This window comes from Bartonella sp. AP258QHHD (assembly GCF_042196145.1).
In the GTDB taxonomy this organism is placed as follows: domain Bacteria; phylum Pseudomonadota; class Alphaproteobacteria; order Rhizobiales; family Rhizobiaceae; genus Bartonella.
Genome location: NZ_JBHIPR010000061.1, coordinates 43,265 through 69,347 on the forward strand (window position 1 = coordinate 43,265; position 26,083 = coordinate 69,347).

The 26,083-nt window shown below is 33.5% G+C and carries 20 protein-coding genes, 1 tRNA gene and 3 pseudogenes; 15 read left to right on the top strand and 9 right to left on the bottom strand.

The annotated features are described in order from the left end of the window. Positions 1–71: 71 nt before the first annotated feature. Positions 72–776 carry a transcriptional repressor LexA gene (gene lexA / locus ACFIMM_RS06930; protein ID WP_375611918.1) on the bottom strand — a complete coding sequence of 235 codons (705 nt, stop codon included), beginning with the start codon at positions 774–776 and terminating at the stop codon, positions 72–74. A 1,204-nt stretch (positions 777–1,980) separates the two neighbouring features. Between lexA and ACFIMM_RS06935 the strand changes: the two genes are divergently transcribed. The 11 genes and pseudogenes from ACFIMM_RS06935 to ACFIMM_RS06985 all read left to right on the top strand — a co-directional run bounded on the left by ACFIMM_RS06935 (position 1,981) and on the right by ACFIMM_RS06985 (position 11,821). After that, positions 1,981–2,056, top strand: a tRNA-Lys gene (locus ACFIMM_RS06935). Between the two features lie 539 nt (positions 2,057–2,595). After that, on the top strand, positions 2,596–3,495 hold the full coding sequence (locus tag ACFIMM_RS06940; protein WP_375682772.1) for a septal ring lytic transglycosylase RlpA family protein: 900 nt from the start codon (positions 2,596–2,598) through the stop codon (positions 3,493–3,495). Between the two features lie 1,088 nt (positions 3,496–4,583). Next, entirely contained in the window at positions 4,584–5,747 is a 1,164-nt protein-coding gene (locus ACFIMM_RS06945) for a D-alanyl-D-alanine carboxypeptidase family protein (RefSeq protein WP_375628125.1), read from the top strand. Between the two features lie 28 nt (positions 5,748–5,775). After that, positions 5,776–6,420 (top strand): dTMP kinase, encoded by a 645-nt coding sequence (tmk, locus tag ACFIMM_RS06950; protein ID WP_375613423.1) that lies wholly within the window; start codon positions 5,776–5,778, stop codon positions 6,418–6,420. Beyond that, the gene (locus ACFIMM_RS06955) at positions 6,417–7,460 is read left to right on the top strand and encodes a DNA polymerase III subunit delta' (RefSeq protein WP_375638405.1); all 1,044 of its coding nucleotides are present in this window, start codon (positions 6,417–6,419) and stop codon (positions 7,458–7,460) included. The genes tmk and ACFIMM_RS06955 overlap by 4 nt, the downstream gene beginning before the upstream one ends. Before the next feature lie 77 nt (positions 7,461–7,537). Continuing rightward, entirely contained in the window at positions 7,538–9,097 is a 1,560-nt protein-coding gene (gene metG / locus ACFIMM_RS06960) for a methionine--tRNA ligase (RefSeq protein ID WP_375682773.1), read from the top strand. Continuing rightward, entirely contained in the window at positions 9,087–9,860 is a 774-nt protein-coding gene (locus ACFIMM_RS06965; protein WP_375638403.1) for a TatD family hydrolase, read from the top strand. Before metG ends, ACFIMM_RS06965 begins: the two co-directional genes overlap by 11 nt. 10 nt (positions 9,861–9,870) lie before the next feature. Further along, positions 9,871–10,680 carry an MBL fold metallo-hydrolase gene (locus tag ACFIMM_RS06970; RefSeq protein ID WP_375638402.1) on the top strand — a complete coding sequence of 270 codons (810 nt, stop codon included), beginning with the start codon at positions 9,871–9,873 and terminating at the stop codon, positions 10,678–10,680. A 109-nt stretch (positions 10,681–10,789) separates the two neighbouring features. Next, positions 10,790–11,149, top strand: a complete 360-nt coding sequence (locus ACFIMM_RS06975) for a hypothetical protein (protein WP_375606871.1) — start codon at positions 10,790–10,792, stop codon at positions 11,147–11,149. Positions 11,150–11,205: 56 nt separating this feature from the next. Continuing rightward, positions 11,206–11,334: pseudogene (locus ACFIMM_RS06980) on the top strand (MBL fold metallo-hydrolase); the annotation flags it as partial. A gap of 123 nt (positions 11,335–11,457) precedes the next feature. Next, positions 11,458–11,821 (top strand): annotated as a pseudogene (locus tag ACFIMM_RS06985) (hypothetical protein). Between the two features lie 314 nt (positions 11,822–12,135). On the opposite strand, the gene ACFIMM_RS06990 reads toward ACFIMM_RS06985, so the two are convergent. From ACFIMM_RS06990 to pcsA, 3 genes and pseudogenes are all read right to left on the bottom strand, one after another. Then, positions 12,136–12,549, bottom strand: a complete 414-nt coding sequence (locus tag ACFIMM_RS06990) for a DUF6163 family protein (protein WP_375611911.1) — start codon at positions 12,547–12,549, stop codon at positions 12,136–12,138. Then, positions 12,546–13,591 (bottom strand): annotated as a pseudogene (locus ACFIMM_RS06995) (enoyl-CoA hydratase/isomerase family protein). Before ACFIMM_RS06995 ends, ACFIMM_RS06990 begins: the two are co-directional and overlap by 4 nt. A gap of 21 nt (positions 13,592–13,612) precedes the next feature. Continuing rightward, entirely contained in the window at positions 13,613–14,431 is an 819-nt protein-coding gene (pcsA, locus tag ACFIMM_RS07000; RefSeq protein ID WP_375638400.1) for a phosphatidylcholine synthase, read from the bottom strand. A gap of 185 nt (positions 14,432–14,616) precedes the next feature. Between pcsA and ACFIMM_RS07005 the strand changes: the two genes are divergently transcribed. The 4 genes from ACFIMM_RS07005 (at position 14,617) to sodC (ending at position 17,980) form a co-directional block, all read left to right on the top strand. Then, on the top strand, positions 14,617–15,843 hold the full coding sequence (locus ACFIMM_RS07005) for a UbiH/UbiF family hydroxylase (protein WP_375632233.1): 1,227 nt from the start codon (positions 14,617–14,619) through the stop codon (positions 15,841–15,843). Positions 15,844–16,352: 509 nt separating this feature from the next. Further along, the gene (locus tag ACFIMM_RS07010) at positions 16,353–16,697 is read left to right on the top strand and encodes a hypothetical protein (RefSeq protein WP_375638399.1); all 345 of its coding nucleotides are present in this window, start codon (positions 16,353–16,355) and stop codon (positions 16,695–16,697) included. Next, a complete protein-coding gene (locus tag ACFIMM_RS07015) occupies positions 16,675–16,998 on the top strand; it encodes a hypothetical protein (RefSeq protein WP_375675849.1) in 324 nt (107 codons plus the stop codon). The genes ACFIMM_RS07010 and ACFIMM_RS07015 overlap by 23 nt, the downstream gene beginning before the upstream one ends. Positions 16,999–17,452: 454 nt before the next feature. After that, positions 17,453–17,980: a superoxide dismutase [Cu-Zn] SodC gene (gene sodC / locus ACFIMM_RS07020; RefSeq protein WP_375613433.1), complete on the top strand. Its 528-nt coding sequence runs from the start codon at positions 17,453–17,455 to the stop codon at positions 17,978–17,980. A 643-nt stretch (positions 17,981–18,623) separates the two neighbouring features. On the opposite strand, the gene ACFIMM_RS07025 is transcribed toward sodC, so the two are convergent. From ACFIMM_RS07025 to ACFIMM_RS07045, 5 genes are all read right to left on the bottom strand, one after another. After that, positions 18,624–19,562 (bottom strand): COG2958 family protein, encoded by a 939-nt coding sequence (locus tag ACFIMM_RS07025; RefSeq protein WP_375638398.1) that lies wholly within the window; start codon positions 19,560–19,562, stop codon positions 18,624–18,626. Positions 19,563–19,939: 377 nt separating this feature from the next. Beyond that, positions 19,940–22,693 carry a DEAD/DEAH box helicase gene (locus ACFIMM_RS07030; protein ID WP_375638397.1) on the bottom strand — a complete coding sequence of 918 codons (2,754 nt, stop codon included), beginning with the start codon at positions 22,691–22,693 and terminating at the stop codon, positions 19,940–19,942. Between the two features lie 22 nt (positions 22,694–22,715). Continuing rightward, a complete protein-coding gene (locus ACFIMM_RS07035) occupies positions 22,716–24,356 on the bottom strand; it encodes a site-specific DNA-methyltransferase (RefSeq protein WP_375638396.1) in 1,641 nt (546 codons plus the stop codon). An 83-nt stretch (positions 24,357–24,439) separates the two neighbouring features. Beyond that, entirely contained in the window at positions 24,440–24,841 is a 402-nt protein-coding gene (locus ACFIMM_RS07040) for an SUF system Fe-S cluster assembly protein (protein WP_273787976.1), read from the bottom strand. Beyond that, positions 24,834–26,078: a cysteine desulfurase gene (locus ACFIMM_RS07045; protein WP_375611900.1), complete on the bottom strand. Its 1,245-nt coding sequence runs from the start codon at positions 26,076–26,078 to the stop codon at positions 24,834–24,836. The genes ACFIMM_RS07040 and ACFIMM_RS07045 overlap by 8 nt, the downstream gene beginning before the upstream one ends. Positions 26,079–26,083: the final 5 nt, after the last annotated feature.

A 26,083-nucleotide genomic window follows, 5' to 3' on the forward strand; every position in this document is an offset into this window, starting at 1 on the left:
GTGGCACAATAAAAAAAAATACTCAACAGCTTCTTATTGCGATATCTATCGCGTACTATAAGGTTTATTTTTTAATATTTGCGAATAAGTCCGGTAAGTTTTCCTTGTATTTCTATACGCTCGGATTCGTATGTCCGTACTTCATAATGAGGATTTGCGGCTTCTAATGCAATAGAAGCTCCTTTGCGTCGATAACGTTTTAATGTGGCTTCTTTTTTATCAATAAACGCAACAATAATTTCACCTGTTATTGCTGTATTTTGACGTTTTACAATGATCGTATCTTTATCAAAGATACCAGCCTCCATCATAGAATCATCTTTAACTTCTAATGCGTAGTGCTCACCTGTATTAACCATATCGAGTGGAAGAGAAAGGCTGTTTATTTGTTGCAGTATAGCAGAGGCGGGTACGCTTGCAGAAATACGTCCCATAATAGGAATGGTGATATTTTTTTTTTCTTCTTCATCAAAGGGACTCAAGCTTTTTGATATTTCCCTTTTATTTCTTTCTATTATACTGGGAGAAATTTTACGTGCTAAAGAAAGGTTAAATGTTATTTTCTCAGGAAGTCGAATCACCTCCACAGCACGAGCACGATTGGGCAAACGACGTATAAAACCTCTTTGTTCTAAGGCTATAATGAGCTTATGAATACCAGACTTTGAAGAAAGCTCTAATGCATTTTTCATTTCTTCAAAAGAAGGAGGAACACCAGTTTCTTTTATATGGTTATGAATAAACAAGAGTAGCTCATACTGTTTACATGTTAGCATTCAATATTCCAATCAAAATAATAAAAATTAGTAAAGTAAAAATACATGTATATATAACACTTTTACAATTTTTATCGCCAAATCAAAATTATTTTCTTTGTTTTTGATCTTATCGTTTAATAAAGCAATATTTTTATTTATAGATATATTTAAATTATTATTTATATAGCTATATAGCTACATTAATATTAAATAATGTATAAAATACTTTATAGTTCTGACTGAATTATATAACACCAAATTTTATGACCAGTATTATCCTTTTCTTCTAAAAATATATCTACATGTTTTGTAATTTCTGATATAAAAAAGTTAAATAGAAGGCATTCTATATATTTAGAACTCTCTATGGGTATTTAAAATCATTTTACATACTGCATATTATTTCTGCTTTTTTATTCTTAGTAAAATTATCTACAGCTCTAATAGTGAGCACAATTTATAGTCATTCGGGATATTTTCAATGAGACTAAATTTTGCTTCATATCTACTTTATTCTATAGGATAAATTGGCTTTCGTTATATATTCATTATGCATAAATAAAATTATACTCTCAAAATGCCATTGTTGCTCATTGTTCCATTTTCAGGTCTAACGTGTCAACTGCTATATACTATTTTCATGAACCCTAATGTTACGATAAATTTTGATTATTGAAAGGAGGCATAAAAGGTATTTTCATTTCTTTTTTATAGTTTTATTCTCTCACTTATATTGGTCAAGAAAATGCTTTTTATTGTTTCAATATAAAAAAGATTTGAAATGAGATAAGCTTACAGTATTTGAGACTTCTCACTCAAGTGAAAAATAATAAATTATTATAAATCAATATATTATCTTATAAAGCTGTATTCATATTTGAAAATTAAACACTAAAATATAAAGATATAAAAATAATATTATAATAAAAGGTATTTTTTCTTCTCTACCCATTATGCTCAACAACCCATGTGAGGGGAAGGGGGTATTGCTCATAATTTTAACGCTTCGAATCTATGCAATATTTTGCAGTGAAATTTTTCCTTTATTGAAACTTCAAAAAGAAGATTAAAGAGTACTTATACAATGATGAAGTAAAGGGGCGAAAACGGAAAATTATTGATAACTGAAGAAAATAATAATATTTTTTCCAAAAGGTGTTGACCAAATGGAAAGTCAACCGTATGTTCCCTTCACTTTCTGCAAACTAGATAGCTTGTGTGAGAGCGCGTAGCTCAGCTGGTAGAGCAACTGACTTTTAATCAGTAGGTCCAGGGTTCGAATCCCTGCGCGCTCACCAAATTTAAGTAATATCAATAGGCTATAAAAAATTTAAGAATCTTTTTTGTTTTGATTCTTTTTGAAGTTTTTATCGATTCTATAGTCTGTCATTTTCTATCAGCTGTTTTTGGAATAGAGCGGTGCTATGCTGTCTCCATTTTCAACAAACTTACGGATAGGGTTGTACCTGCGTTGGCAGCACATGCGGTTTCTAATTTTCTCAATCCATAGGTGGTTTTTAATACCCACTGCATTACATGATTCGCAAAACAGTTGCTAAAATCACCACTTATTCACACTTATATTATGAAATGAATTTTCTATAAGATGTTGATTTGTTTAAATTTTAATCTTTTTAACATCTACTATAGTACATTTATTTTGTATGAAAACCATAAAAAGGTTAACAATACGTTAATTTCTTGATAGAAGGGGCCAATTCAAGAGTGGTATATGCGCGAGGGGAATCATTTAAAAACGTAAATTCTTCCGTTGCGTACAAAAAGCGTGACGTGGTTTTTACAAGTAGTACTTAACAGAAATAAGTGGACTGAATAGATGCCTTCAAATAGAAAAAAGAAAATTACTTTTATGATTAAACCAACACTTCAATTGTTTTCTATGATCGTCATTTCTCAGTCACTGGTATCTTGTTGCGCAAGCCAAACTATGAATTTTTCAATAAAAGATTCCTATCATAATAAACCAATTAACGTAAACACTTCTGTACTACCTCAACAAGTATCTAATAAGAAGAATCAATCGGAAGAAAAAAAGCGTGGACGAGCGATTGTTGGTAAACCTTATCAAATAAAAGGAAAGTGGTATTATCCTCAAAGTGATCCAACTTATAAACGTGTTGGCGAAGCATCATGGTATGGTTCAGATTTTCATGGACGTTTAACTGCCAACGGTGAAATTTATGACATGAATCTTTTGACTGCTGCTCATCCTACAATGCCTTTACCTAGCTATGCTCGTGTTACTAATTTGAAAAATGGGTCTTCAATCGTTGTTAGAGTGAATGATCGCGGACCTTTTATGAAAGACAGAATCATTGATTTATCAAGGCAAGCTGCGGCAATATTGGGGTATGTAGATAGGGGGGTCGCAGATGTTAAAGTAGAATATATTGCTGAAGCACCTGTTGGCTATTATGATGCTGCATATTTAATGTCCTCTTATACTCCTGGAAATGCTGCCCCATATTCATTAGCGTCGGAAAATGTTGCGAAAAAAAGAGAAACTGTTTTGTTAAAAGAGCAGTGCAATACAAGGAACAAAAAAGAATTAGCTAAAGCAGCTGCTGTTGAACAAGAACAACGTAATAAAACTGTTGCAGTTAAATTGCCAGAAATTGGTCCTATCATGGTTGATAAGCCGATACCATTCGATCAAGTTGCTTCTATAAATAAGCTAAACAAAAAAACAAAGGTTAATTGGCTACAACTGTTTTAAGAAAAAATGCATTGATTTTTTATCTATATAATTTTCTAGTAAAAAAGGTAAGAAATTACGGATTTAGTGTAGGATTTTTATCTTAAAGCGCTTTGTCCTTTTCAAAAAGCGTGGTTGGGTTCTATTATTATAAATTCAGTACGGCCTTTCCACTCCATTGCTGGTCTATTCGTCGTTTTATGATATTGCTTGCTTAATAAAGCGTGTACTTTTCTTGCTGTAATAGCTTTTGCTAGACGAAGGTAAATTATTGTGTCAGTCTGTTTGTGTAATCTCTAAAACAACTTGTACTCTCGATTTGAGAGGAATAAAAAGCTTAACAAGTAAAAAAATATTTTCTTTTGATTCGGCCTTGCATCTTTCTAAAGTATCTACGGTAATATCTTATGAAAAGATTATGCATTATCTCATGCTTTTGTTTATCATGTTCTTTAATGGAGTAAGTTCCCTCACGAAAAACAGAGCGTCTCAAACAAAATACACTTACATTGCCAATTCATGGACTTATTTAAAAGAGACATACTTTAACACGCTACAAGCCTATTTTGCGACAGCGCCTGTGAATGGTATAACTGTTAACGCCTTTAGACATCAGCATCTTTACTCTTATGAAGATATAAATCGACACCATCATACACTTTGCAAGCCCCCAATGTTTTGTGCGATAATTCTTAACACTTGAGAGGTTTATAAGAAGTATTTTTACTCTCTTTTTTAATAATTTTTATCCATATACGAACCCTACTTATGACCCGTAAGTAAGCGATTTTTAATGAATTCAATATGAGAAGAGGGGATGAGAGAATCTTACAGTATTTTGAGTTAGCTTCAATTTTAAAATGATAATTTATCATAACAAATCAAAATACTATCAATAAAAATAGGAAAAAATCTTTTGTCTCTCATACTTTAAAAGATTAAAATGAATCTACGTGGAAGATAAAAAGTGCAGCATATTACTTTTGTTAACGCTGAATAAAAATAAAATCTTTTCTTGAGTTGTCAATAATTCCTTAATTTGCGGAAATAAAAAAGTTTTTTCCTATATAAGATTCTTTATGTTGATCTTTGGGATGGGAGGAGCAGCTATGTATACAGCATTAAGGATCTTATTGATATTATGGGGAGTATTGGCATTTGATACGTGGGGGAGAGCACAAGATTTTCAAACTCCCGCATCACAACTGTTATTACTCGATGATGATACAGAGACAATACTTTATGAAAAACAAAGTGATATTCCTTTTTTTCCTGCTTCATTAGTAAAATTGATGACAGCAGAAGTTGTATTTCATCAATTAAAAAAAGGATTATTAAAAAGTACGCAGAAATTCAAGGTCAGTGAAAATGCTTGGCGCAAAGGTGGAGCACCTTCCGGTACAACCACTATGTTTGCAAAGATAAAGACAGAAATCAGTGTTTCTGATCTTTTACGTGGTTTAATTATTGTGAATGGAAATGATGCTGCTATTATTCTTGCTGAAGGAATATCAGGACATGAAGATCATTTTGTAAAACTGATGAATCAGCGCGCAAAAATAATCGGATTATCTCAGAGTCATTTTGTTAATGCTACAGGGCTACCCGAAGAGGGACAATTTGTAACTGTGCGTGATATGATTATATTAGCACGTCATATTGTTCAGGAATATCCGGATTATTATGCACTTTATTGTGAGCCTCATTTTACATGGAATAATATTTTTCAACGTAATAAAAACCCTCTTATTTCTAAGGAAATTGGTGTAGAAGGATTTGGTTTTGGCTACAGTGAAAAAGAAGGTTTTTCAATGGTTGCCACCATTTCTAAAAATCATCGACGTCTTTTTTTAGCAATCAATGGTTTGCAAGATGGTAAAAAATATACAAAAGAAATAGAACGCATTCTTCAATGGGGGATGACGGCATTTGATCTCAAAACAATTTTCACAAAAGAAGAAACGGTTGGTCGTGCTTCTGTTTACGGTGGTAAGAAAAATTTTGTTCCACTCATTGTTAAAACACCAATAAGTTTTATGCTTTCGAATGAAAAAAAAGTAAATGTTAAAGCAAAAATTAAATATCATGGTCCATTGAAAGCCCCCATCGTTTCTGGGCAATCAGTTGGTGTTATTCAAATTTTAGAAGATAAAAAGATTCTTCTGGAAAAACCAGTTTTTGCCGGAATGAATATTCAGGAAGGAAGTTTCTTTGCAAAAGTAAAAAATGCATTCTATGAAATAACAATTGGATGGTTACGGAAATATTTGTAGTTACGCGCTAATAAGGTTAAGGTCATACGTGTCAGGTTATTTTATTACATTCGAAGGAGGGGAGGGGGTAGGAAAAACGGTGCAGATTTCTTTACTTGCTGAGTCTCTCTCTCACCAAGGTTATGATGTTGTTACAACACGAGAACCAGGAGGAACGCCAGGAGCAGAAGCAATCCGGCATATTTTGTTGTCGGGGCAGACGCAACAGTATGGACCGTTGATTGAAGCTGTTTTGTTTACAGCTGCACGCGCTGACCATTTTCATGAAGTTATTGCACCTTCTTTGCAAAAAGGTAAAATCGTTTTATGTGACCGCTTTATTGATTCTACACGCGTTTATCAAGGACTCAATAATAGAGTCAGTTCTTCTCTTCTTTCTGTTTTAGAGTGTATTGCGCTCAATGGTATTTTGCCTCATTTAACATTTTTATTAGATATGCCAGCAATGTGTGGTATGAAGCGTGCAAATTTACGAAGAAAAAAAACAGAAGAAATTGATTATTTTGAAAAAGATCAGTTGGAAATTCAAGAACAAAGACGTCAGGCTTTTCTTCAATTGGCCAAACAAGAACCCCATAGATTTCGAGTCATTGATGCCACTGGCTCAGTGGAAGCTATTGCTCATCAAATAAAAAATATTTGTCATCAGGTATTGTTGGATCAGCTTTCATGAGTAATTTAAATACCTTACACCAATATGATGATATTGATACAATTTTATCACCATCCCAGAACAATGTTATCTTTGGTCATGAGGATGTGCGTCATTTTTTGACACAAATGCTTAAAGAAGAGCGTTTGCATCATGCATTATTATTTGAAGGAGAATACGGGATTGGAAAGGCTACATTAGCCTTTCATCTTGCTTGGAACATTTTAAGTTTTCAACAGAGTTCTTTCTTGAAACCCGATCCTTATTCTACCCCATGGCGCCAAATTACACAAGGAAGTCACCCTGGTCTTTTGTATATTTCACGTCGATTTGATGTGAAAACACAAAAGTTTAAAACAGGAATACTCGTTGATGATATCCGTGATATTATGCATTTTTTAAGTCGAACATCGCAAGATAATGGATGGCGTATTGTTATTATTGATTCTGCAGATGATATGAATAGAAATGCAGCAAATGCAATTCTCAAAATACTTGAAGAACCACCTACAAAAACGTTATTTGTTATTATCGCACATTCTTCAGGAAAATTGCTTCCAACAATCCATTCACGGTGTCAAAAAATTTCTTTTCGTCCGTTGAATAACGATGAAATGAAAAAAGTTATTATACATATTTTCGCCGATCAGGATTTACCTGATGAAAAAACAATTGAAATGATTATTAAAAAATCTAAAGGAAGTCCTCGAAAAGCCGCTTTACTTATTTGCCATGGCGGTCTTGAAGTTATTAAAACAATTGATGCTCTCCTAGAGAAACCTGTTTGTAACGCAACAATTGTACATACTCTTGCACAAACATTTTCATCTGCTTCTTCTACATTCCAATTTCAACAATTTTGTGATGAAATTCTTAATAAAATTCAAAAAAAAGCTATCATGCTCGTTGAAAAGGGAGACTTATTTCTCTCAAAAAAATATGCGGAAAAATGGCAGGAGATTCATCAAGAAATAGAGGAAATACAACTGTTTAATCTCGATAAAAAGCAGTTTGTTATTAACTTACTTTTTAAAGTTCATAAGATCATTCATGAGAATTAGTTTTTCCGTGACAATGCGATGAACAAGCGTTATGTCATTATATTCTTCTATTTATAGCGTTTTACAACGAGTATGACATGCGTGACACATATTACATAACAACTCCCATTTTTTATCCTAATGCTGCTCCACATATTGGACATGCTTATAGTGCCATTGCAAGCGATGTTTTAGCCCGCTTTCAACGGTTAAACGGAAAAAATGTATTTTTTCTTTCTGGTACAGATGAGCATGGTCTCAAGATGCAACAAACCGCAGCTGCATTAGGCATGACACCTCAGCAACTTGCAGATCGTAATAGTGCGGTGTTTCAAAAAATGCTTGCAGTATTAAATTGTTCTAATGATGATTTTATCCGTACGACAGAAGAACGCCATTATCAAGCTTGTCAAGAAATTTGGAAAAAGATGGAAGCAAATGGCGATATTTATCTCGGTCGTTATACGGGGTGGTATTCGGTTCGCCAAGAAGCGTATTATGAAGAGAAAGATACAGAAGTTGGAGCAGACAACATCCGTCGCGAGAAGGAATTAGGCTCTCCAGTTGAATGGAATGAAGAAGAAAGTTATTTTTTTAGACTTTCTGGTTATGAAAAGGCTCTTCTTGAATATTATGAAAAATATCCTGATTTTATTTTGCCACTTGAGCGGCGTAATGAAATTATAAGTTTTATCAAATCGGGATTAAAAGATATCTCTATTTCACGCACAAGTTTTAACTGGGGAATTGCTGTTCCTGAGAATCCAAAGCACGTGATGTATGTCTGGGTTGATGCGCTTACAAATTATCTATCAGCAATAGGTTTTTTCAATGAAAATTCAAAAAAACGTGATTTTTGGCCTGCAAATACGCATATTATTGGTAAGGATATTATTCGTTTTCATGCAGTCTATTGGCCGGCATTTTTAATGTCTGCTGGAATTGAATTGCCTAAAAATATTTTTGCACATGGTTTTTTACTTAATCGTGGTGCAAAAATGTCAAAATCTATTGGAAATGTCGTTGATCCTTTTGAAATGGTTGATCATTATGGTCTTGATCAGGTCCGTTATTTCCTTCTCCGTGAAGTGCCATTCGGACAAGATGGTAGTTATAGTCATGAAAGCCTTGTGAACCGTATTAATGCTGATCTTGCTAACGATCTTGGTAATTTAGCACAGCGCTGTTTGTCTATGATTGCCAAAAATTGTAATGCACAAGTCCCGAAACCAGCTTTATTTTTAGCTCAAGATAAACAGCTTTTAGAACAATCTCTTCAAGTACTTGAAACTGTACACCAAGCTATGTCTTCTTATAGTATGCATTTAGCACTTTCAGCTATTTTTTCAATTGTAGCAGATGCCAATCGCTATTTTGCCAACGAACAACCTTGGAGTTTACGTAAAAACGATCGAGAACGATTTTCTACAGTTCTTTATATAACTGTAGAAATCTTGCGGAGAATAGGAATTATGCTTTTGCCTTTCATACCCCAATCAGCAACGAAACTTCTTGATAGCCTTGCGGTTGCTGAAGATGATCGGTTATTGTATCATATAAGTCATTCAAAAATTCAAGAAGGGCTTGATCTTCCACCACCAGAACCAATTTTTCCTCGTTATATCTTGAAGAAAGAAGACACTCATCATGTTGATTGATACACATTGTCATCTTGATTTTGAAGACTTTTCACAAGATTTGGATAATGTTATCCAACGGGCTTTAGATGCTGACGTTAAACGTATGATAACAATTTCAACCCATGTTCATAAGTTAGATAAACTGTTAGCCATTGCGCAAAGCTATGATCAAGTCTTTTGTTCCGTTGGAACACACCCCAATCACGCGCATGAAGAACAAAATATTACAGCGGAAGAGCTTATACAGCTCTCGAATCATCCTAAAATTGTTGCGTTTGGGGAAGGGGGCCTTGATTATCATTATGATTACTCTACACCAGAAGAGCAAAAGAAAGTTTTTCAAGAACATATCATTGCTTCTCGAGAAACACAGATTCCTCTTGTTATACATTCACGCAATGCCGATATCGATATGGAGAAAATATTACGTGAACAGATAAAAGAAGGAGCTTTTCCCTTTATCCTTCATTGTTATTCGTCTGGAATGCAACTTGCTCGTGCTGGAATTGAACTTGGTGGTTATATTTCTTTTTCGGGTATTCTTACTTTTAAAAACGCACTTGAAATCCGTGAAATAGCAAAAATTGTGCCCCATGAGCATTTGTTAGTGGAAACAGATGCTCCATTTTTAGCACCTAGTCCCCATCGGGGCAAAACAAATGAACCATCTTTTGTATGTTATACAGCAGCTGTTTTGGCTGAAACAATTGGCTTAAGCATTGAAGAAACAGCTCAAATAACAACGCGTAATGCTTTTCGTTTATTTAGCAAAATGAAATAAGGCAAAAGATATGTGTGATCAATACCGATTTACAATATTAGGTTGTGGTCCTTCTCCAGGAGTGCCAAGACCTAATGGTGATTGGGGAACATGTGATCCGAATAACCCTAAAAATAAACGCTACAGAAGTTCTTTATTAGTTGAACGTATTAAACCTTCAGGAGGCAAAACAACGATCGTTATTGATACAGGTCCAGATTTTCGCTCACAAATGATCGATGCGCGTGTAAGCCATCTTGATGCTGCTCTTTACACGCATTCTCATGCAGACCATATCCACGGTATTGATGATTTACGCAGCTATGCACTTGCACAAAAATGTTTAATAGATATCTATGCCGACAGATTTACACTAGAGCATCTCAAAAGTGCTTTCGGATATTGTTTTCAAACTCCAAAAGATTCATCTTATTCTCCCATTTTAAAAGAGCATCTTATCAATGAAGATAGCCAATTTATTATTCAGGGGCAGGGCGGAGAAATAAGCGTCAATACACATTTACAACACCACGGAAACATTCATTCCTTAGGTTTTCGGATTGGGAACGTTGCCTATTGTACGGATGTTAGTGAATTTCCTGAAAAAACATTATCCAAATTAATGGGTTTGGATGTTCTCATCATCGAAGCCCTTCAATTTAAATCTCACCCAAGTCATTTTTCTGTTGATCAAGCATTACAATGGATAAAATATTTAAAGCCAAAACAAGCAATACTCACACATATGGATAGATCGCTGGATTATAATGCAGTCGTAAATTACGTTCCATCCTATGTAAAACCTGCGTATCAGGGCCTTACTTTCGAAACAACTGCATAAGCTTATTCATACAATATTTTACGTTAAATAAAGTTTTTTGAAGATTATCCTTTATTTTGTTTTATTTTTGACATAAATATCACTTTTTTATGTTTAAAATGAGGTTTTTATGTATAAGAATTTTAAGCGGGGTGTATGTATTGCCGTTTTAGCAGTTTCCTTGACAGCATGTGGGGGGCGTTTAGAAAAAAATATTGCAACGACAACATTACATGATGGATCAATGAGTTGCACCGATATTCAACGGGAGTTTTTTGCTAATAAACGACAGATTAATGATACAATTAGAGAGCGTTCTACAGCAAGAAATAAAAATGTAGCTTTAGCAGCGGCAGGTGTTGTATTTTTACCTGCTCTGTTTTTTATGGATCCTAAATCCAGTGAAAGCAATGAAATTTCGGCTTTAAATAATCGTAATGCTGTTTTGAGTGATCTTGCACGTATGAAACGTTGTAAAATAGTACAGTAATTTTTCTTATTTATCATATGTAATTTCATTTTTTGGTCTTTAAGGAATATACCTTAAAGACCAAATCGAAATTAATGGATTTGGATGTTCTCATCATTGAAGCTCTACTCACACATAATTACAATGTGGTCGTAAATTACGTCCCATCCTATGTAAAACCTGCATATCAAGGTCTTACTTTTTAAACAGATGCGTGAACTTATTAACGAAATATATTTTTGTTGATAGTATATTTGTTAAAATTTTAATCTTACTTTTGCTCTATTTAAATCTCATTAAAAACATTTTGTGTTAAAAGTGAGGTTTTTATGTATAAAGAAAATTTTAAATGGGGTGTATGTATTGTCGTTTTAGCGTTTTTTTTTGACAGCATGTGGGGGGCGTTTAGAAAAAAATATTCCAGTTACCACATTACATGATGGAACAATGAGTTGTTCTGATATTCAACGGGAATTTTTTGCTAATAAGCGCCAAATCGATGCTACAATTAGAGAGCGTTATAAAGCAAGAAATAAAAATGCGGCTTTAGCAGCAACAAGTCTTGTATTTCTTCCTGCTTTGTTTTTTATAGATCCTAAATCCAGTGAAAGTAATGAAATTTCAGCTTTAAATAACCGTAATGCTGTTTTGAGTGATCTTGCACGTACGAAACGTTGTCAAATAGCACAATAATTTTTCTTAGTTTTATTATACGTAATTTCATTATCACTATCACTATTTTTGGTCTTTAAGGAATGTACTTTAAAGACCAAATTTTATTTTAAAAGTAAATTGTATGATATAAATATGATGATGTTTTAAAGGAGGGTTTTCTTTTTGGATAAAGGATTTATCTTCTGCATCATATTATCGCATAATATATATTATGGAACTTTATGGAGAAGTATAGCTAGCATCAGCGTTTTGAGGAACGAAGCTTTAAAATGAGCTACTTAAGTTAGCTAAGATCGAAAATCGAGCCTGTTATTCTGGCTCGAAAATTTCAATCACAATGTTTTTTTATTTTTTACTCTTTTAAAAAAAATAATTACAATTTGTAGTACTATAAAAGCTAAAAACAATATTCCATGAAATAATGGTACAAATGGCTGATAAATAAAATCGGAATAATATATTGTTATTGCTTCAATCAATGCTGCAATACACCACACAATGATACCCCATAGTGAATACATCCAAAGTCCAACTAAGGCAATAGGATAGAGAATAGCCAATATAGCTGATGCAAATTGCCACTGCCAAGGCATAAGATCAAAACGCCATAGAATACCTGGAAAAACACCAACAAGGCGTATCCAATAACAAATACCTAGAACTAAGCAAATAAGTGCCAAAAACCGTAAGTAACAGTTATAGATTAAATTGATTTTTGAAATCTGTTTGTGAGAATTATTTTTCACAATAATAACTCTTGTTCAACAGGTTGGAAGTAAGAATCTACCATTTCATCTGTCACATTTGAAAGTTTATCTGGTTGCCATTGAGGTCTTTTATCCTTATCGATTAACATAGCACGTATACCTTCATAAAAATCATGTGAATGAATCATATGATACGCTATGCGGTTTTCAATTTTCATACAATCTTCCAACGTTTGAGATGAATTTTGTTTCATTTGTTTCCAGATAACTTTTAAACTTGTCGGAGAACGTGACTGCAAAATATCATAACATTCTTTAGCAAATAAAACATCTTCATTGCTTTTTTTATGTAGCAACTCGAGACATTCTTCTAAGGTATGGGCACTAAAACAAGTGTTAATAATACAACGTATTTCATGACTTGTTTCATAGTCTTTTGTAATTGTTCGCTCGTTTAAAGCTAAAGTAGGATCTCCTTGCTCAATAACAGCTTTTCTAATCATATCGAATTCAGTTTCAGCAACGGCGTGTGTTGCTAATCCTAAATTTAAGCAATCTCCCCACTTTATACGTGCGCCCGTTAATGCAAGATAGATACCAAAATGATTGGGAAGAGATGGTAAAAAAAACTTGCACCTACATCTGGGAAAAATCCAATCGCACCTTCTGGCATAGCAAAAACTGTATTTTCTGTAACAATTCGATGCGAGCCATAGAGAGAAATACCTACCCCTCCTCCCATCCAAATACCGTTTAAGAAAGAAATGTAGGGCTTTGAAAAATGTTTGATATAAGCATTTAAACTATATTCATTTCTAAAGTATTGACAAGCAGCAGCACTTTTCCCCATATGATAGATTTCTACAACATCTCCACCAGCACAAAAAGCACGCCCTTCCCCTTCAATTAAGACACAAGAAACATTATCATCTGTTTCCCATGTTCTGAGAGCTTTTTTTAAAGCTGAAACCATTCGTTGATTAAGAGCGTTTAATGCTGAAGGACGTGTGAGCTTTATAATACCAGCACGCCCTTCTTTCGTAAAAGAAATATCATCATCTGCTCCAAAATTAATTTGCATCTCACACCCTTCTTAAAACAATTATTTCATTGTTTTTTTTATACTTTTTTCCCCAAGTTTAGGAAATATTTGCATGATTGCGCCAATACAATATATATAAATTCCTGTTACCGAAATTCCTATTTTAACCCAATAGGGAGCCTCTAGTTGATAAAAGAAGGCAGAAACACCAAAAAAACACCATAAGAGAAAAATGGGAAAATTAATTCTACGTAAACGAAGGACTCTTACTGGATGAATAAAATAAATTGGCAAAAAAGATATAATCGCCGATAGAACAATAATGATAAAAGTAATCCACTCTCCTGGTCTGACGACAAAAAGCGTAAAAATCATCATATTCCAAACAACAGGAAATCCTTTAAAAAAGTTTTCTTTGGTTTTCATACTAGTATCTGCATAATAAATAGCAGATGAAATAACAATAATTGCACTCAATGAAAATGATAACCCTATTCCCATGAAACCACTTTGATAGAGTGCAAAGGCAGGAATTAAGACATAAGTCACGTAATCAATAATATTATCTAACAGCTCTCCAGACCATGTTGGAAGAACGTACTTAACATCAAGTTTGCGTGCAATTGGTCCATCTATACCATCAACGAGAAGAGCAAGCCCAAGCCAACAGAACATAGCTGTCCATTCTTTTTGAGAGGCTGATATAAGAGAAAGAAACGCTAAAAATGATCCCGAAGCTGTTAGTAAATGAACGGAAAAGGCCTTTGCTTGTGGCATTGTTACTTTTTTATGGCGTAATAATTTAGCATTTGTTTTGATTTTCTTTGTTAATTTACGTTTCAAGGTTTTCTTATCCTCGTTTTTAAAGTCTTCAACCATCTATCAATACGCCATTTTTTAACGATGATATAACTCAGCATTTAAAAAAATCATAAAAAGGTTACTTTTTTATATCGCATTATTTATTACATACTATAATAATAGAAGAGCTTCATATAATAAAAAGAGAGAGATCATTTGGAAATGTTAAAATATTTTCTCAATGAATAAAGGTTCAAATCGTTGTGATATTTGAAAAGGAAGAGCATAAAGATATTGCTGTTATTGGTGCAGGTCCTGTCGGAATGTTAGCCGCGCTGAGTCTTGCACAGAAGGGGCTTTCTGTTTTTCTTGTTGGGCCCCCTGCTCATACAGATGAGTTACGGACAACGGCTCTTATGATGCCTGCAATACGCATGCTTCAAAAACTCAATATTTGGGATAATCTTCAAAAACATGCAGCTGCTTTATCGTCCATGAGAATTATAGATATAACTTCTAGAATTGTGCATGCTCCTACGGTGCATTTTTCTTCTACTGAAATTGGCGAAAAAGCTTTTGGCTATAATATACCTAATGTAAAATTGAACAGTGCTTTAGTCGACGCTGTTACACATACGCCCAATATTACAAGATTTGTTTCTGCAGCCAAATCTGTTCATCACACAAAAAACCATGTATGCATTACTCTTGCTGATCATAGAATTATTCAAGCACCACTTGTTGTTGCAGCTGATGGACGTCACTCTCTTACACGTGCCGCAGCAGGGATAAGTGTGAAACAGTGGAATTATCCACAAAAAGCACTTGTTCTCAACTTTTCTCATGAGTTTTCTCATCAAAATACATCAACTGAATTTCATACAGAACACGGTCCATTTACACAGGTCCCACTACCAGGACGAAGATCTAGTCTTGTATGGGTTGTTCATCCTTCCCGCGCTGAGGAATTATTAAATATAGAACCAAAAACAATTGCAAAAATGATCGAAAACCAAATGCAATCAATGCTTGGAAAGCTAAGCTTAGAAACATCAATTCAAGCATGGCCGCTTTTCGGACTTCTTTCTCATCATTTTGCTGCTAATCGAACAATTTTAGTGGGTGAAGCCGCTCATGTTTTTCCCCCTATTGGGGCACAGGGATTGAATTTAGGATTCCGTGATGTCCAAACTTTAATTGATATTTTACCCAATAAAATATCCAATTCTAACTCTGAAATGATTGTTGCACATTATAACAAATGCCGCAAACCAGATATATTAATCCGAAGTGGAGCTGTTCATACACTGAACTCTGCTCTACTTTCTCATATGTTGCCTGTTCATATCATACGAAGCATTGGGCTTGGTTTGTTGCATAGTTTCCCACCATTACGTAATTTATTTATGCGCGAAGGAATGTATCCCGGTTATGGATTCAAGGAAATTATGCAAATATTTCCAACAAAATCATCAAAACAGCTCTACTAAGCAATAATGGATAATAACGTAAAATAATAAATTGCATTTTGAATCATATCTATTACTAATATAAAAAATATTTTTGTTCTTTCTAAGAAGTAACAATTTATATTAAAATAATTAATTATATTTATTTGATTTATTTATAATAATAACATGTTTAATTAATATAACTGTAAATTATTTTTTATTAAAAATTATTATATATATTTAGTATATTGATATGAAATAAGAGAAAACTGAATTATATACTACAAATTAAATTATAAAGATATCTTGCTAAATCATAGCTGTTAAATTTAGAACTATAAATAAAGTGAAAAATAATACCGTTTTGAAAAAGTTATTTTATAAAATTAATTTTAATAAGAAAATAAATAATAAAAAAACAGTTTTATTTAATCAATATATTTTTAAAAATTTTTATTGTTAAGTATAATATTAAAAATAAAATCATCTTTGGAACCTGTTAGTAACACAGAGGTTAATGAAGTGTTGTTTCAACAAATGGTAACAAGATGACACTAAATAATTTTTTGAAATTAAGTACTTTTTTTATAATGATTGCATGTGTCTCGTTGATAGTCACGACTTCAATAAGTGAAGTTTTTTACCTTCCTTATTGTCAAACCTTTACCTATAGCTCTACTCAAAAGGTCACTAAAATAGGTCAGAACTCATTTACTGCTTCACAAGTTAAAAATTGTCTTATGCAAAATGGTTTTGAGAATATTAAACGATTGCGCTTAGATGACAATGGTATCTGGCGTGCTTTAGTAAAATTTAAAAAGTCCCATTTTTTCGTATCCGTTGACTATTCAGGAACAGTTAGCATTCAAAATGAAAGAAAAGAATATGATTGATTTAAAAACTTACAGCAACGTTTCTTTTCACAGCTGTAAGAAAAAAAAATTAAAAAAGTGCTACCATTCTATTAAAGAATTTGCTTTCATTGGCGGTTTAAATGGTAGCATATCAGGAGCTATCGCGGCAACTCTTGCAGCTTATGGTTATATTGCTCTTCCAGGATTTGGTCCAGTTATCGCAATGGGTATAGGAGTAGCACTTTCTTCCGGAATAATAATAGGAGCACTGATAGGATCAGGAATGGGAGGGAGTGTCGGTATATGCTGTATTTTATTGGGAAATTTATATGAATCATAATAATTTTTTCTCTTATAAATTTCATAATGAATAGAAATTTCTCGTCATTTTTTCTATGAAAAACAATTAAATCATCAACAAATTATATGTTCTTTTTTTGATGAAACGATCATCATATTGTAAATGAAATAATAGCTAACTTACTAAAATTCCTTATTTAATTTCTTATTATACCTCAAAAAGTAGATTTTTTAAAAGCATCTCTTGAAGAAATGTAAGTGAGATATAATTATCCATCCATAAAAGCTGTATTTTTTATAGATCAAAAAATAAAAGTTATGTTCAGAAATATATATAAACACACTTTAATTTATTTGCTCTTTCTAATAACAGAATATTTCTATGTAAATTATTTTTCTTAAAGTTAAATTTAAGACATTTATATAATATATCATTAATATAGATTGTTATTTATAGACAACAATATATTAAAATATAAGTATAAAGGTATTTTATGAAAAAAATATTATTATCATTATTGTTTTTTATGGCATTTTTAATTCATAAAAATTCTGCATTAGCACTATCAAAACAAGTAAATATTTATAAATTAGAATATAACAATTCCAAAAAGGCTATTGGTAGCATTAAAATTGAAGAAACCACATACGGTTTGATTTTCATCCCTAATTTATCTACTTTATCAGAAGGAATGCATGGTTTTCATGTACATGTAAATCCTTCATGTGATACAAAAGATGGCATAATTGGTGGAAGCGCAGGTGGACATTATGATCCGGAACATACCGGAAAACATTTAGGACCTTATAATGTCAATGGTCATCTTGGTGATTTACCAGTACTTTATGTTGATAAGCAGGGATATGCCATAATGAGCGTTCTTGCTCCACGATTAAAAAAAATCTCTGAAATTAAAGGGCGCTCTTTAGTCATTCATTTAGGGGCTGATAATCAATCAGATAAACCATTACCGCTTGGCGGAGGTGGTGCACGTTTAGCGTGCGGTATTATTGAAAAATAAAGAGAGTATTGTGGCAGACTGCGACAGTACACACTTCCTTTACCATAAGGTGTGAGAGAAATTTATTTTTTAAATCTATTTCAAGAAATTGAGTAAACTATGTGAATATTTTATAAAATTAATGTTTTTTTGAATGTTTACTTCGGATAACAAAAAGCTTAGTAATCATCAAAACGAACAGCAATGGAAATTAAAGAAATAGTAGTGTAAATTCTCCGTAAGAAGACTTCAATATGAGGAAGTAATATTTTCCATGCTTGATGTAAACAAAGCAAAAAAGTCGAATTTCACCCTCTATAATAGCAAATTTATAATAAATTATAATCATTAAGTCTAGTATTTAATGGAATCACGCTCAATGCACAAAATAGAACAGGCTTAAAACAGAATTTTTACTCTTCCCCTACTCAACCCTACACATGAGGTACGTGAGAAAAATTTTAATTGATACAATATCAATATGAGATGGTTTGAAAGGATTGAATACTAGGATATTCATTCCCCTCATTTAAGTTTAAAGACTAATTATCATTAGTAAATCAACATATTATACCAATATAATAAGACAAATAAAATAGTTAGAGTAATTTTCATCATTCTGAAAAAAAGCTTTTAAACAATAGAGTCTTTTTAAAAATACCCCTCATAGATACATATGATCCCAATCTAGAGGACGCATCTCACCAGTTTGATAAAATTGACGAATGAGCTTAATATAATCAAGAAAATCTTCGTTTTCCTCCACTAATCTATTAGCAGTATCCCAATCAATATCACTACGTTCTTTGGCAGGAATTAAGATCTCACTCTCGGAAGAGTTTTCCTTATTAAGTCTTATAAATCCAATTCCATGCAAACTTGAAAGCATCCGAAGCTCTTTTAATGTATCAACTCCTTCAATTTCACTAGCAACTAAATAACTCAAATTAGCCCATGAAGAATTACTAACTGTTTGAAAAAATGCTTTTCGTAAATTTGAACGATTGATGAGAATTTTTACTTCAAAAGACCAAAGCTTTGTCTTTTTATCAAAATATTGCAAAATACAGGCTTTGATTTCACGATTCCATTCCTTGCTTAAATCTTGCATCCCTACGAGATCTGGATAAAGCCATTTATTTCCGCCTGCACCATGTTTATTACGAGAACATTTCTCATTAATGCGCTTGCTATAAACTGCAAGCTCTGACCATAAAAATTTAGATAATAATGGATAAAGATCATGCTCTTTAACAGAGCCATCTTCTGTTCTACTCTTTGCATTGTCCTCTATTGCGTCAATTTCAGCACTATCTGTTTGTTCAGTAAAATAATATTGTCTCGGTCGTCCTTCAGTGGTTTTAATTTCTGAATAACGCTTTTGTAACTGAGGGCGTTTTGCCCCTATTTCAGCAACAATTTGCTGAATAAGAGCCGCATCACTATTAAGGGGAGTGATTATTGCCGTTGAATTCTTTTGTTTTTGACGGCATTTTTCTGGGTAATTTTCAAATATCCATTGAGCAATTTCTCGAGCTGTAAACTTTTTTGTCGGGTTTTTCTTTAAAAAATTAAAAACAGTGTTTGTTAAATTTAAAGTCATATGAAAAACTCCCCCTTTTATTCTCTGGGTATTTCATTATATTCAGGCGTTTTAAATGAAAGAACAATAAACTGTTTAAGTTTTTTAAAAAAAGAATATTTATCAAATTACTCAATAAAATTAAAATATTTTTTTTAATTTATGACTATAACTCAAAGATCTTTTTACATAACGAAAATAAGATTGTACTTTTATAAAAAAGTGTAAATGTGCTACAAATCCCCATACAAAAGCATAATCTTGTATAACTTTGCTATACATTTTTCCTTTTATTTTAACGTCGTTAGAAAAAAGTTAAAAATAATTATTCAAACATTTGATTAAACCTCACACCCGTCAATTAAAAAACTTATGTGTTTTATTTTTGAAGCAAAAAGTTATAAGCTCTCAAGTATAGATTCTGAAATGGTAAACTCTGCACACAAACCTTCAAAACTACTATTTGCTTTAATAGCATCATGGGGAATAAGAACATAATACCATTTTTTATCGCCATAAGTCGCCGCATAGCGCGTTGCATGACAACACCATTGAACTGCAGCTTCTCTCTTTTTTAAAACAATAGGATTTTGCATTTCAGAGGCTTTTTTAGGCTCACAAAGATATTTGGCATCCTTCGTTTCTACAACAAAGTCTGGTTCATAGATTGATCTTTTATCATATTCTATTCTGAAAAAACCTCGAGCGGGTTTCATCCATTTCAAGACTTGTGCATCATCCTCTAATATTTGAGCAAATCGTAATTCCCCTTCTACTGAATCAAACTTTTGTAAAGGATAACAGCATTTTCTAAAGCCGCTGAATACAAGTTTTTTAATATCGCTTTTAATGGCAGGAATATTACGAAAATCAAGAGGAGACGTCCCTTGCGGCAACACATAATGGATAGGTTGTAAAATTGTAAAACCTCGTGTAACTTTAACCGCATAATCTTTTTGCGTTTCCCATTGATGTTCTCTTAATTGCGCAACAATAAAACTAGTAAGCTTGTGCTGATAGTGAATTAATACGTTCTCAACAGCTGTATCATTGGGTAAATAAGATCGGAAATGTTCTACTATCTGACTAGCTAATTTTCGTAATAAGAGCGTATGGTTATCATAATCGACAAAGTCATTATCAATCAAACCACGAATGATGTAGTTTTCAAGATAAGGCTCTTTGACATATTCATTCTTAGATGTGAGAAAAATGCTTTTATGGGTACGCAATTCTCGAATTAAAAGTTCTTTACTAACAGGTTGAAAATTTAAGTTTTCTAAATTTTCCAAATCAAAATCATAAAAACCATAAGTAACATCACGCGAAGGAATGAGTATAATATTTGGAATATCTATTATCAGTTCTGTTAATTGTTTTGTCAGAATTGTCACCACTTTTGATACAAGAGACTTTTGTGATGAAGGCTTAATATTCATAACTTTATTAGCAATTTTTTCTTGTATCTGTGCAGAACAAAGCATTTGAGAACTTGGCAATTTATCATTCTCTTTGATAAGATCCCACGCGATCGCTGCAATATCTTGCTCTTCAGGTGTTAATGTAGGGGAATCTGTATGATGTAATATGATACCTTGTAAATCAGAAGATGCTCCATTTATATCGGAATTACGTATTACCATCGTTTGCATCAATAAAGCTTCTACTTGACTTGGAACTGTCACTATATCGGTCTTTTCAAAGGGGATATTCCCTCCTGTTCCAATCTCAATATGCTTTTTTATAATTGAGTTTGGATCGTTTGCACGATCAATAATATCTTGAAAACGATCATGCGCAATAATTGTTAAACGATCAATAGCTTCCACGCCTGTTCTATACCCATAAGGCAAACGCAATCCACGCCCAATTGTTTGCTCTGTTAAAATTTCTGAAGCCGATGCACGCAACGGTACAATAGTATAGAGATTCGTAACATCCCACCCCTCCTTTAATTTATTAACGTGAATAACAATTTCTGTTGAGTCATGAGAATCTTCAATTGCAATCAGCTTTTGAATATTTTGATCTTCTTCTATATTCGACTGTTTTGTATGAATCTCTATAACTTTTCCCTTATAAGCTCCTGCAAAAAAATCATCTGATTCCAATAAATCACGCAATTTCTGTGCATGATTTGTATCTTGAGCGACAACTAAAATAAAAGGCTTAACGAACTTTTTGTTATAATCTTTTGCATAGACAATTAAATCTGCTTTCACGTTTTCATGGGCATGAATTGCATCTTGTAATTTGATATGTTCTAATTGTTCAGATGTATAATTTTGAGGTTGAAAATCTTTACGTGTAGCAACAGCAGGCTCTTTTACAAAACCATCTCTCATAGCCTCTGCAAGTGAATAACTATAGACAACATTTTTAAAATCTACGGGTTTTGCACCTATTGTTTTTGGTGTCGCTGTAAGCTCTATTCCTAAAACAGGTTTTAACTCATTAATTGCTGCCGCACCAGCAGAAGCTCGATAACGATGTGCTTCATCCATTAACAAAACTAAATCAGGAAGATTTGCGAGATAATCAAAATAACTTTCACCAATCGTTTCTTGTAAGCGTTTAATTCGCGGAATACTAGATTTTAGTGCGCCTTTTTTATTATCCGTTGTATTAATTTTAGAAATATTAAAAATATTGATAAAGGCCGTATCTCTATTCTCAAACAAACGCTTTTGTCCTTGAATATGGTGTTCATCAACGCGAATACCTTTACCACTTTCATAATCTTCACCTGTAATAATAACGGGTCTATTGGCAATAAATTCACTCATTCCACTGAAAACATACTTCGGACTTTGGGGACTAAAATCCTGTTTTAACTTTTCATAAATAGTCAAATTTGGCGCTAAAACAAAAAAATGGCGACTACGACCTGTTAAATAAAGATAGCTGATAAAAGCCCCCATAAGTCGCGTTTTCCCAACACCCGTTGCTAAGGCAAAACAAAAAGAGGGAAAGTTTCGTTCAAAATCTTGTACAGAAGGATAAAGATTTTTTATCACTTCTAACTCTGCAACCAAATCAGCATTTTTAGAAAGCTCTATATTTTCTAAGATTTTTACCAAAATATTTAAAGATTCACGTTGAGGATCACGCAACGATAAGCGAGCAGAAATCCTTTTTTCAACAGTGTTCATGAAAAACTCCGCTTTTTATATATTATTCAAATAGATCTAATTCTGCTTGCGCAATATCTTTATTTTTGCTGTTTTCTTTTACCACAATCACTGGTTCAAGATTGGCTACATTTAAACTGTAATCGTCCCTTCCCCATTCGCATTTTTCTAATATTGCACGGGGGATTTTAGTGAGTGTCAGATTTTCAAAGGATGCTGATTTTGTATCAAAGGCTGTACCACAAATCAGCAACGTGCGATGAGAGCCTACCTCTTCACTCATTATACAGAGTTGTTCATGGGTCATGGCGCTCGTTGTGACATAAATATAATCTGTTTCGGTTGAATACCCTTGCATCCAATAATGATTTTCATCAGGTGCGTAGGTAAATCCCATATGTTTGCACATGGCTTCTGATAGCATGGCAGCATTATATTCGCGACTAATAATCCATTGTCCCCATGGATCTTTTTGCAACAGGGAAGGTGCAAGGCGATAATAACGGAATCCACCGCCACCTTGCCAATTGACACTTTTGGAAATTCCCCCTTGATCAGTTCCATCAATGACTTGTTTTAAACGAGGGATAATGTGGGTGTGACAATGCTCACCAAGTTCAATCATAATCCACTTCCTTCCCATTTTATGGGCAACAGCACCGGTTGTGCCAGAACCAGCAAAAGAATCCAGTACAAGATCACCGGGATTAGTGGCAAGTTGAATAATGCGTTCCATTAAACGTTCCGGTTTAGGAGTTGTAAAGACACTATCAGAATTGAAGACTTTGGCTTCTTTTTTTGCATCTTGATTATGGCCAACTTCCTGATAAGGCCAAATGGTCATTGAAACCATACCATTTTTTACCTCTGATAAAAAACGTTTCATAGAAGGAACATTACTTCCTGTTGGACCAAACCAAACACGATTATCTTCTAATAGCTTAGCAAATTTTTGTTTACTAACGCGCCAACTCGTTCCAGCAGGAGGCATCACACTGCGCCCAGAAGGCGTAACAATTTCATAAACATCTTTTAAATTCATAGTCTTAACTGAAAGATTATCTGATTTCCAAGGACCGCGAGGATCATTATCAGGATTTTTATAGCGCGCATCCATATCGCTTGAACGAGGAAGCAATTGAGGGCGCCAAATCGTTTTATCTTTAGCATAAACCATTATAAAATCATGATTATCAGAAAGCCATTTTGTATCATTTTGTGGAGCATATTTCTTTTGCCAAATAATATTGTTGATGAAATTTTGGCGACCAAAAATTTCATCCATCATCACTTTAAGATAGGCTTGTTCATCATCATCAATTGATATCCAGATACTTCCATCATCCGCCAGTAAATGATGTAACAATTCTAGCCTATCTCTCATAAGACTTAGCCATATGGAATGCTCTAAACCATCTTCATAATGTTCAAAAGCATTACCTGTATTATAAGGCGGATCGATATAGATACATTTTACCTTCCCCATATATTCTTGTTCAAGCGCTTTGAGTGCGAGCAAATTGTCACCAAAAATAAGTTTATTATCAAAAATATCTTGGGATGATATTTGATGCGAAGCGTGATAAGATTTTTCAAGATCTTCTAATAAGATACGAGGCTCTAGTTTTGGGCGTTTTTCTTTTCCAATCCAAATGAGTTCTAGTTTTTGTTTATTATAACTCATGCGATCGTCCTTAAATTCAAATGCTTGTGAAAAGTAAACAGCTTATTCATGAATGGCTAAATTAGAGTCTCTTAACAATACTTTTAGTACCATCCGACAGCAATTTGAGCTTCTTCTGACATACAATCAGGTGTCCATGGTGGATCAAAAGTCATAGTGACTTCAACATACGAAACCCCTTCAACTGCACTGACTGCATTTTCTACCCACCCCGGCATTTCACCTGCAACAGGACATCCCGGTGCTGTAAGAGTCATTTCAATTTTTACTGAACGATCATCTTCAATATCAATACGATAAATCAGTCCTAGCTCATAAATATCAGCAGGAATCTCTGGGTCATAAACTGTTTTGAGAGCAGCAATAATATCATTTGTCATACGATCAATTTCGTCTGCTGGAATTGCTGATATGTAAGATTTTTTATTTTCGCTTACAGTTTCAACGGATTCTGTAGAATGACGCTCTTCAATTGATTCAGCCATTAAAAAATGTCCTTGTTTCTTGCAATGCTTCTACTAATTGATCTATATCCTCTTGAGTGTTATACATGGCTAACGATGCGCGGCAAATAGATGTTAGACCAAAGCGCTGTAATAAAGGCTGTGCACAATGAGTTCCCGCACGTATTGCAACCCCTTTTCTATCAATAAACATAGCGATATCATGGGCGTGAATCCCTTCAATTATAAATGATATAATAGCTCCTTTATTGGGAGAATGACCATAAATACGCAATGACTCAACCATTTTAAGTTTTTCCTGCGCATAAGCTAAAAGGGACCTCTCATGGGCATGAATCGTGTTACGACCTTTCTCTTGTATATAATCAATAGCCGCAGTTAATCCAATAGCTTCAACGATAGGAGGAGTGCCTGCTTCAAAACGGTAAGGAGGAGCATTATAAAAAACCTTATCGGTTGTTACCTCCTCGATCATTTCCCCTCCCCCTTGAAAAGGACGCATTTCTTCTAACCTATCTTCTTTACCATACAAAACACCAATACCAGTGGGTCCATAAAGCTTATGACCTGTAAAGACATACCAATCACAATTGAGATCTTGCACATCAACGGTTAAATGTACTGCTCCTTGAGAACCATCAACAAGAACCGGAATAGAATTTTGATGTGCTAGTTTAATAATCTCTTTAACAGGAGGCACAGTTCCTAATATATTGGACATATGCGTTATAGCAACAAGCCGCGTTTTTTCGCTTAAAGCCTTTTGGAAATCTTCAATGTGCAGAACACCATTTTCATCGACAGGAACAAAAATAAGTTTAACACCTTTTTGTTCACGGAGAAAATGCCAAGGAATAATATTTGAATGATGTTCCATGATCGTTAGAACAATCTCATCACCTTCCTTGAGTTTTGGCATCGCCCAACCATAAGCAACAGTATTAATAGCTTCTGTTGCATTTTTCGTAAAAACAATTTCTTCAGCTTTTTGAGCATTTAGAAAAACACGAACGGTTTCACGAGAATTTTCATAGGATTGTGTTGCTATATTGGCTAAAAAATACATTCCCCTATGCACATTAGCATAACTATAGTGATAATAATTATTCATTGCATTGAGTACTGACATTGGTTTTTGGGCAGAAGCACTACTATCAAGATATGCTAATCGCTTTCCATAAACTTGATGGTGCAAAATAGGAAAATCACGCCGAATTTCTTCGACATTATAAGTAAATGTTTGTACGTTATTTTCCATTTTTT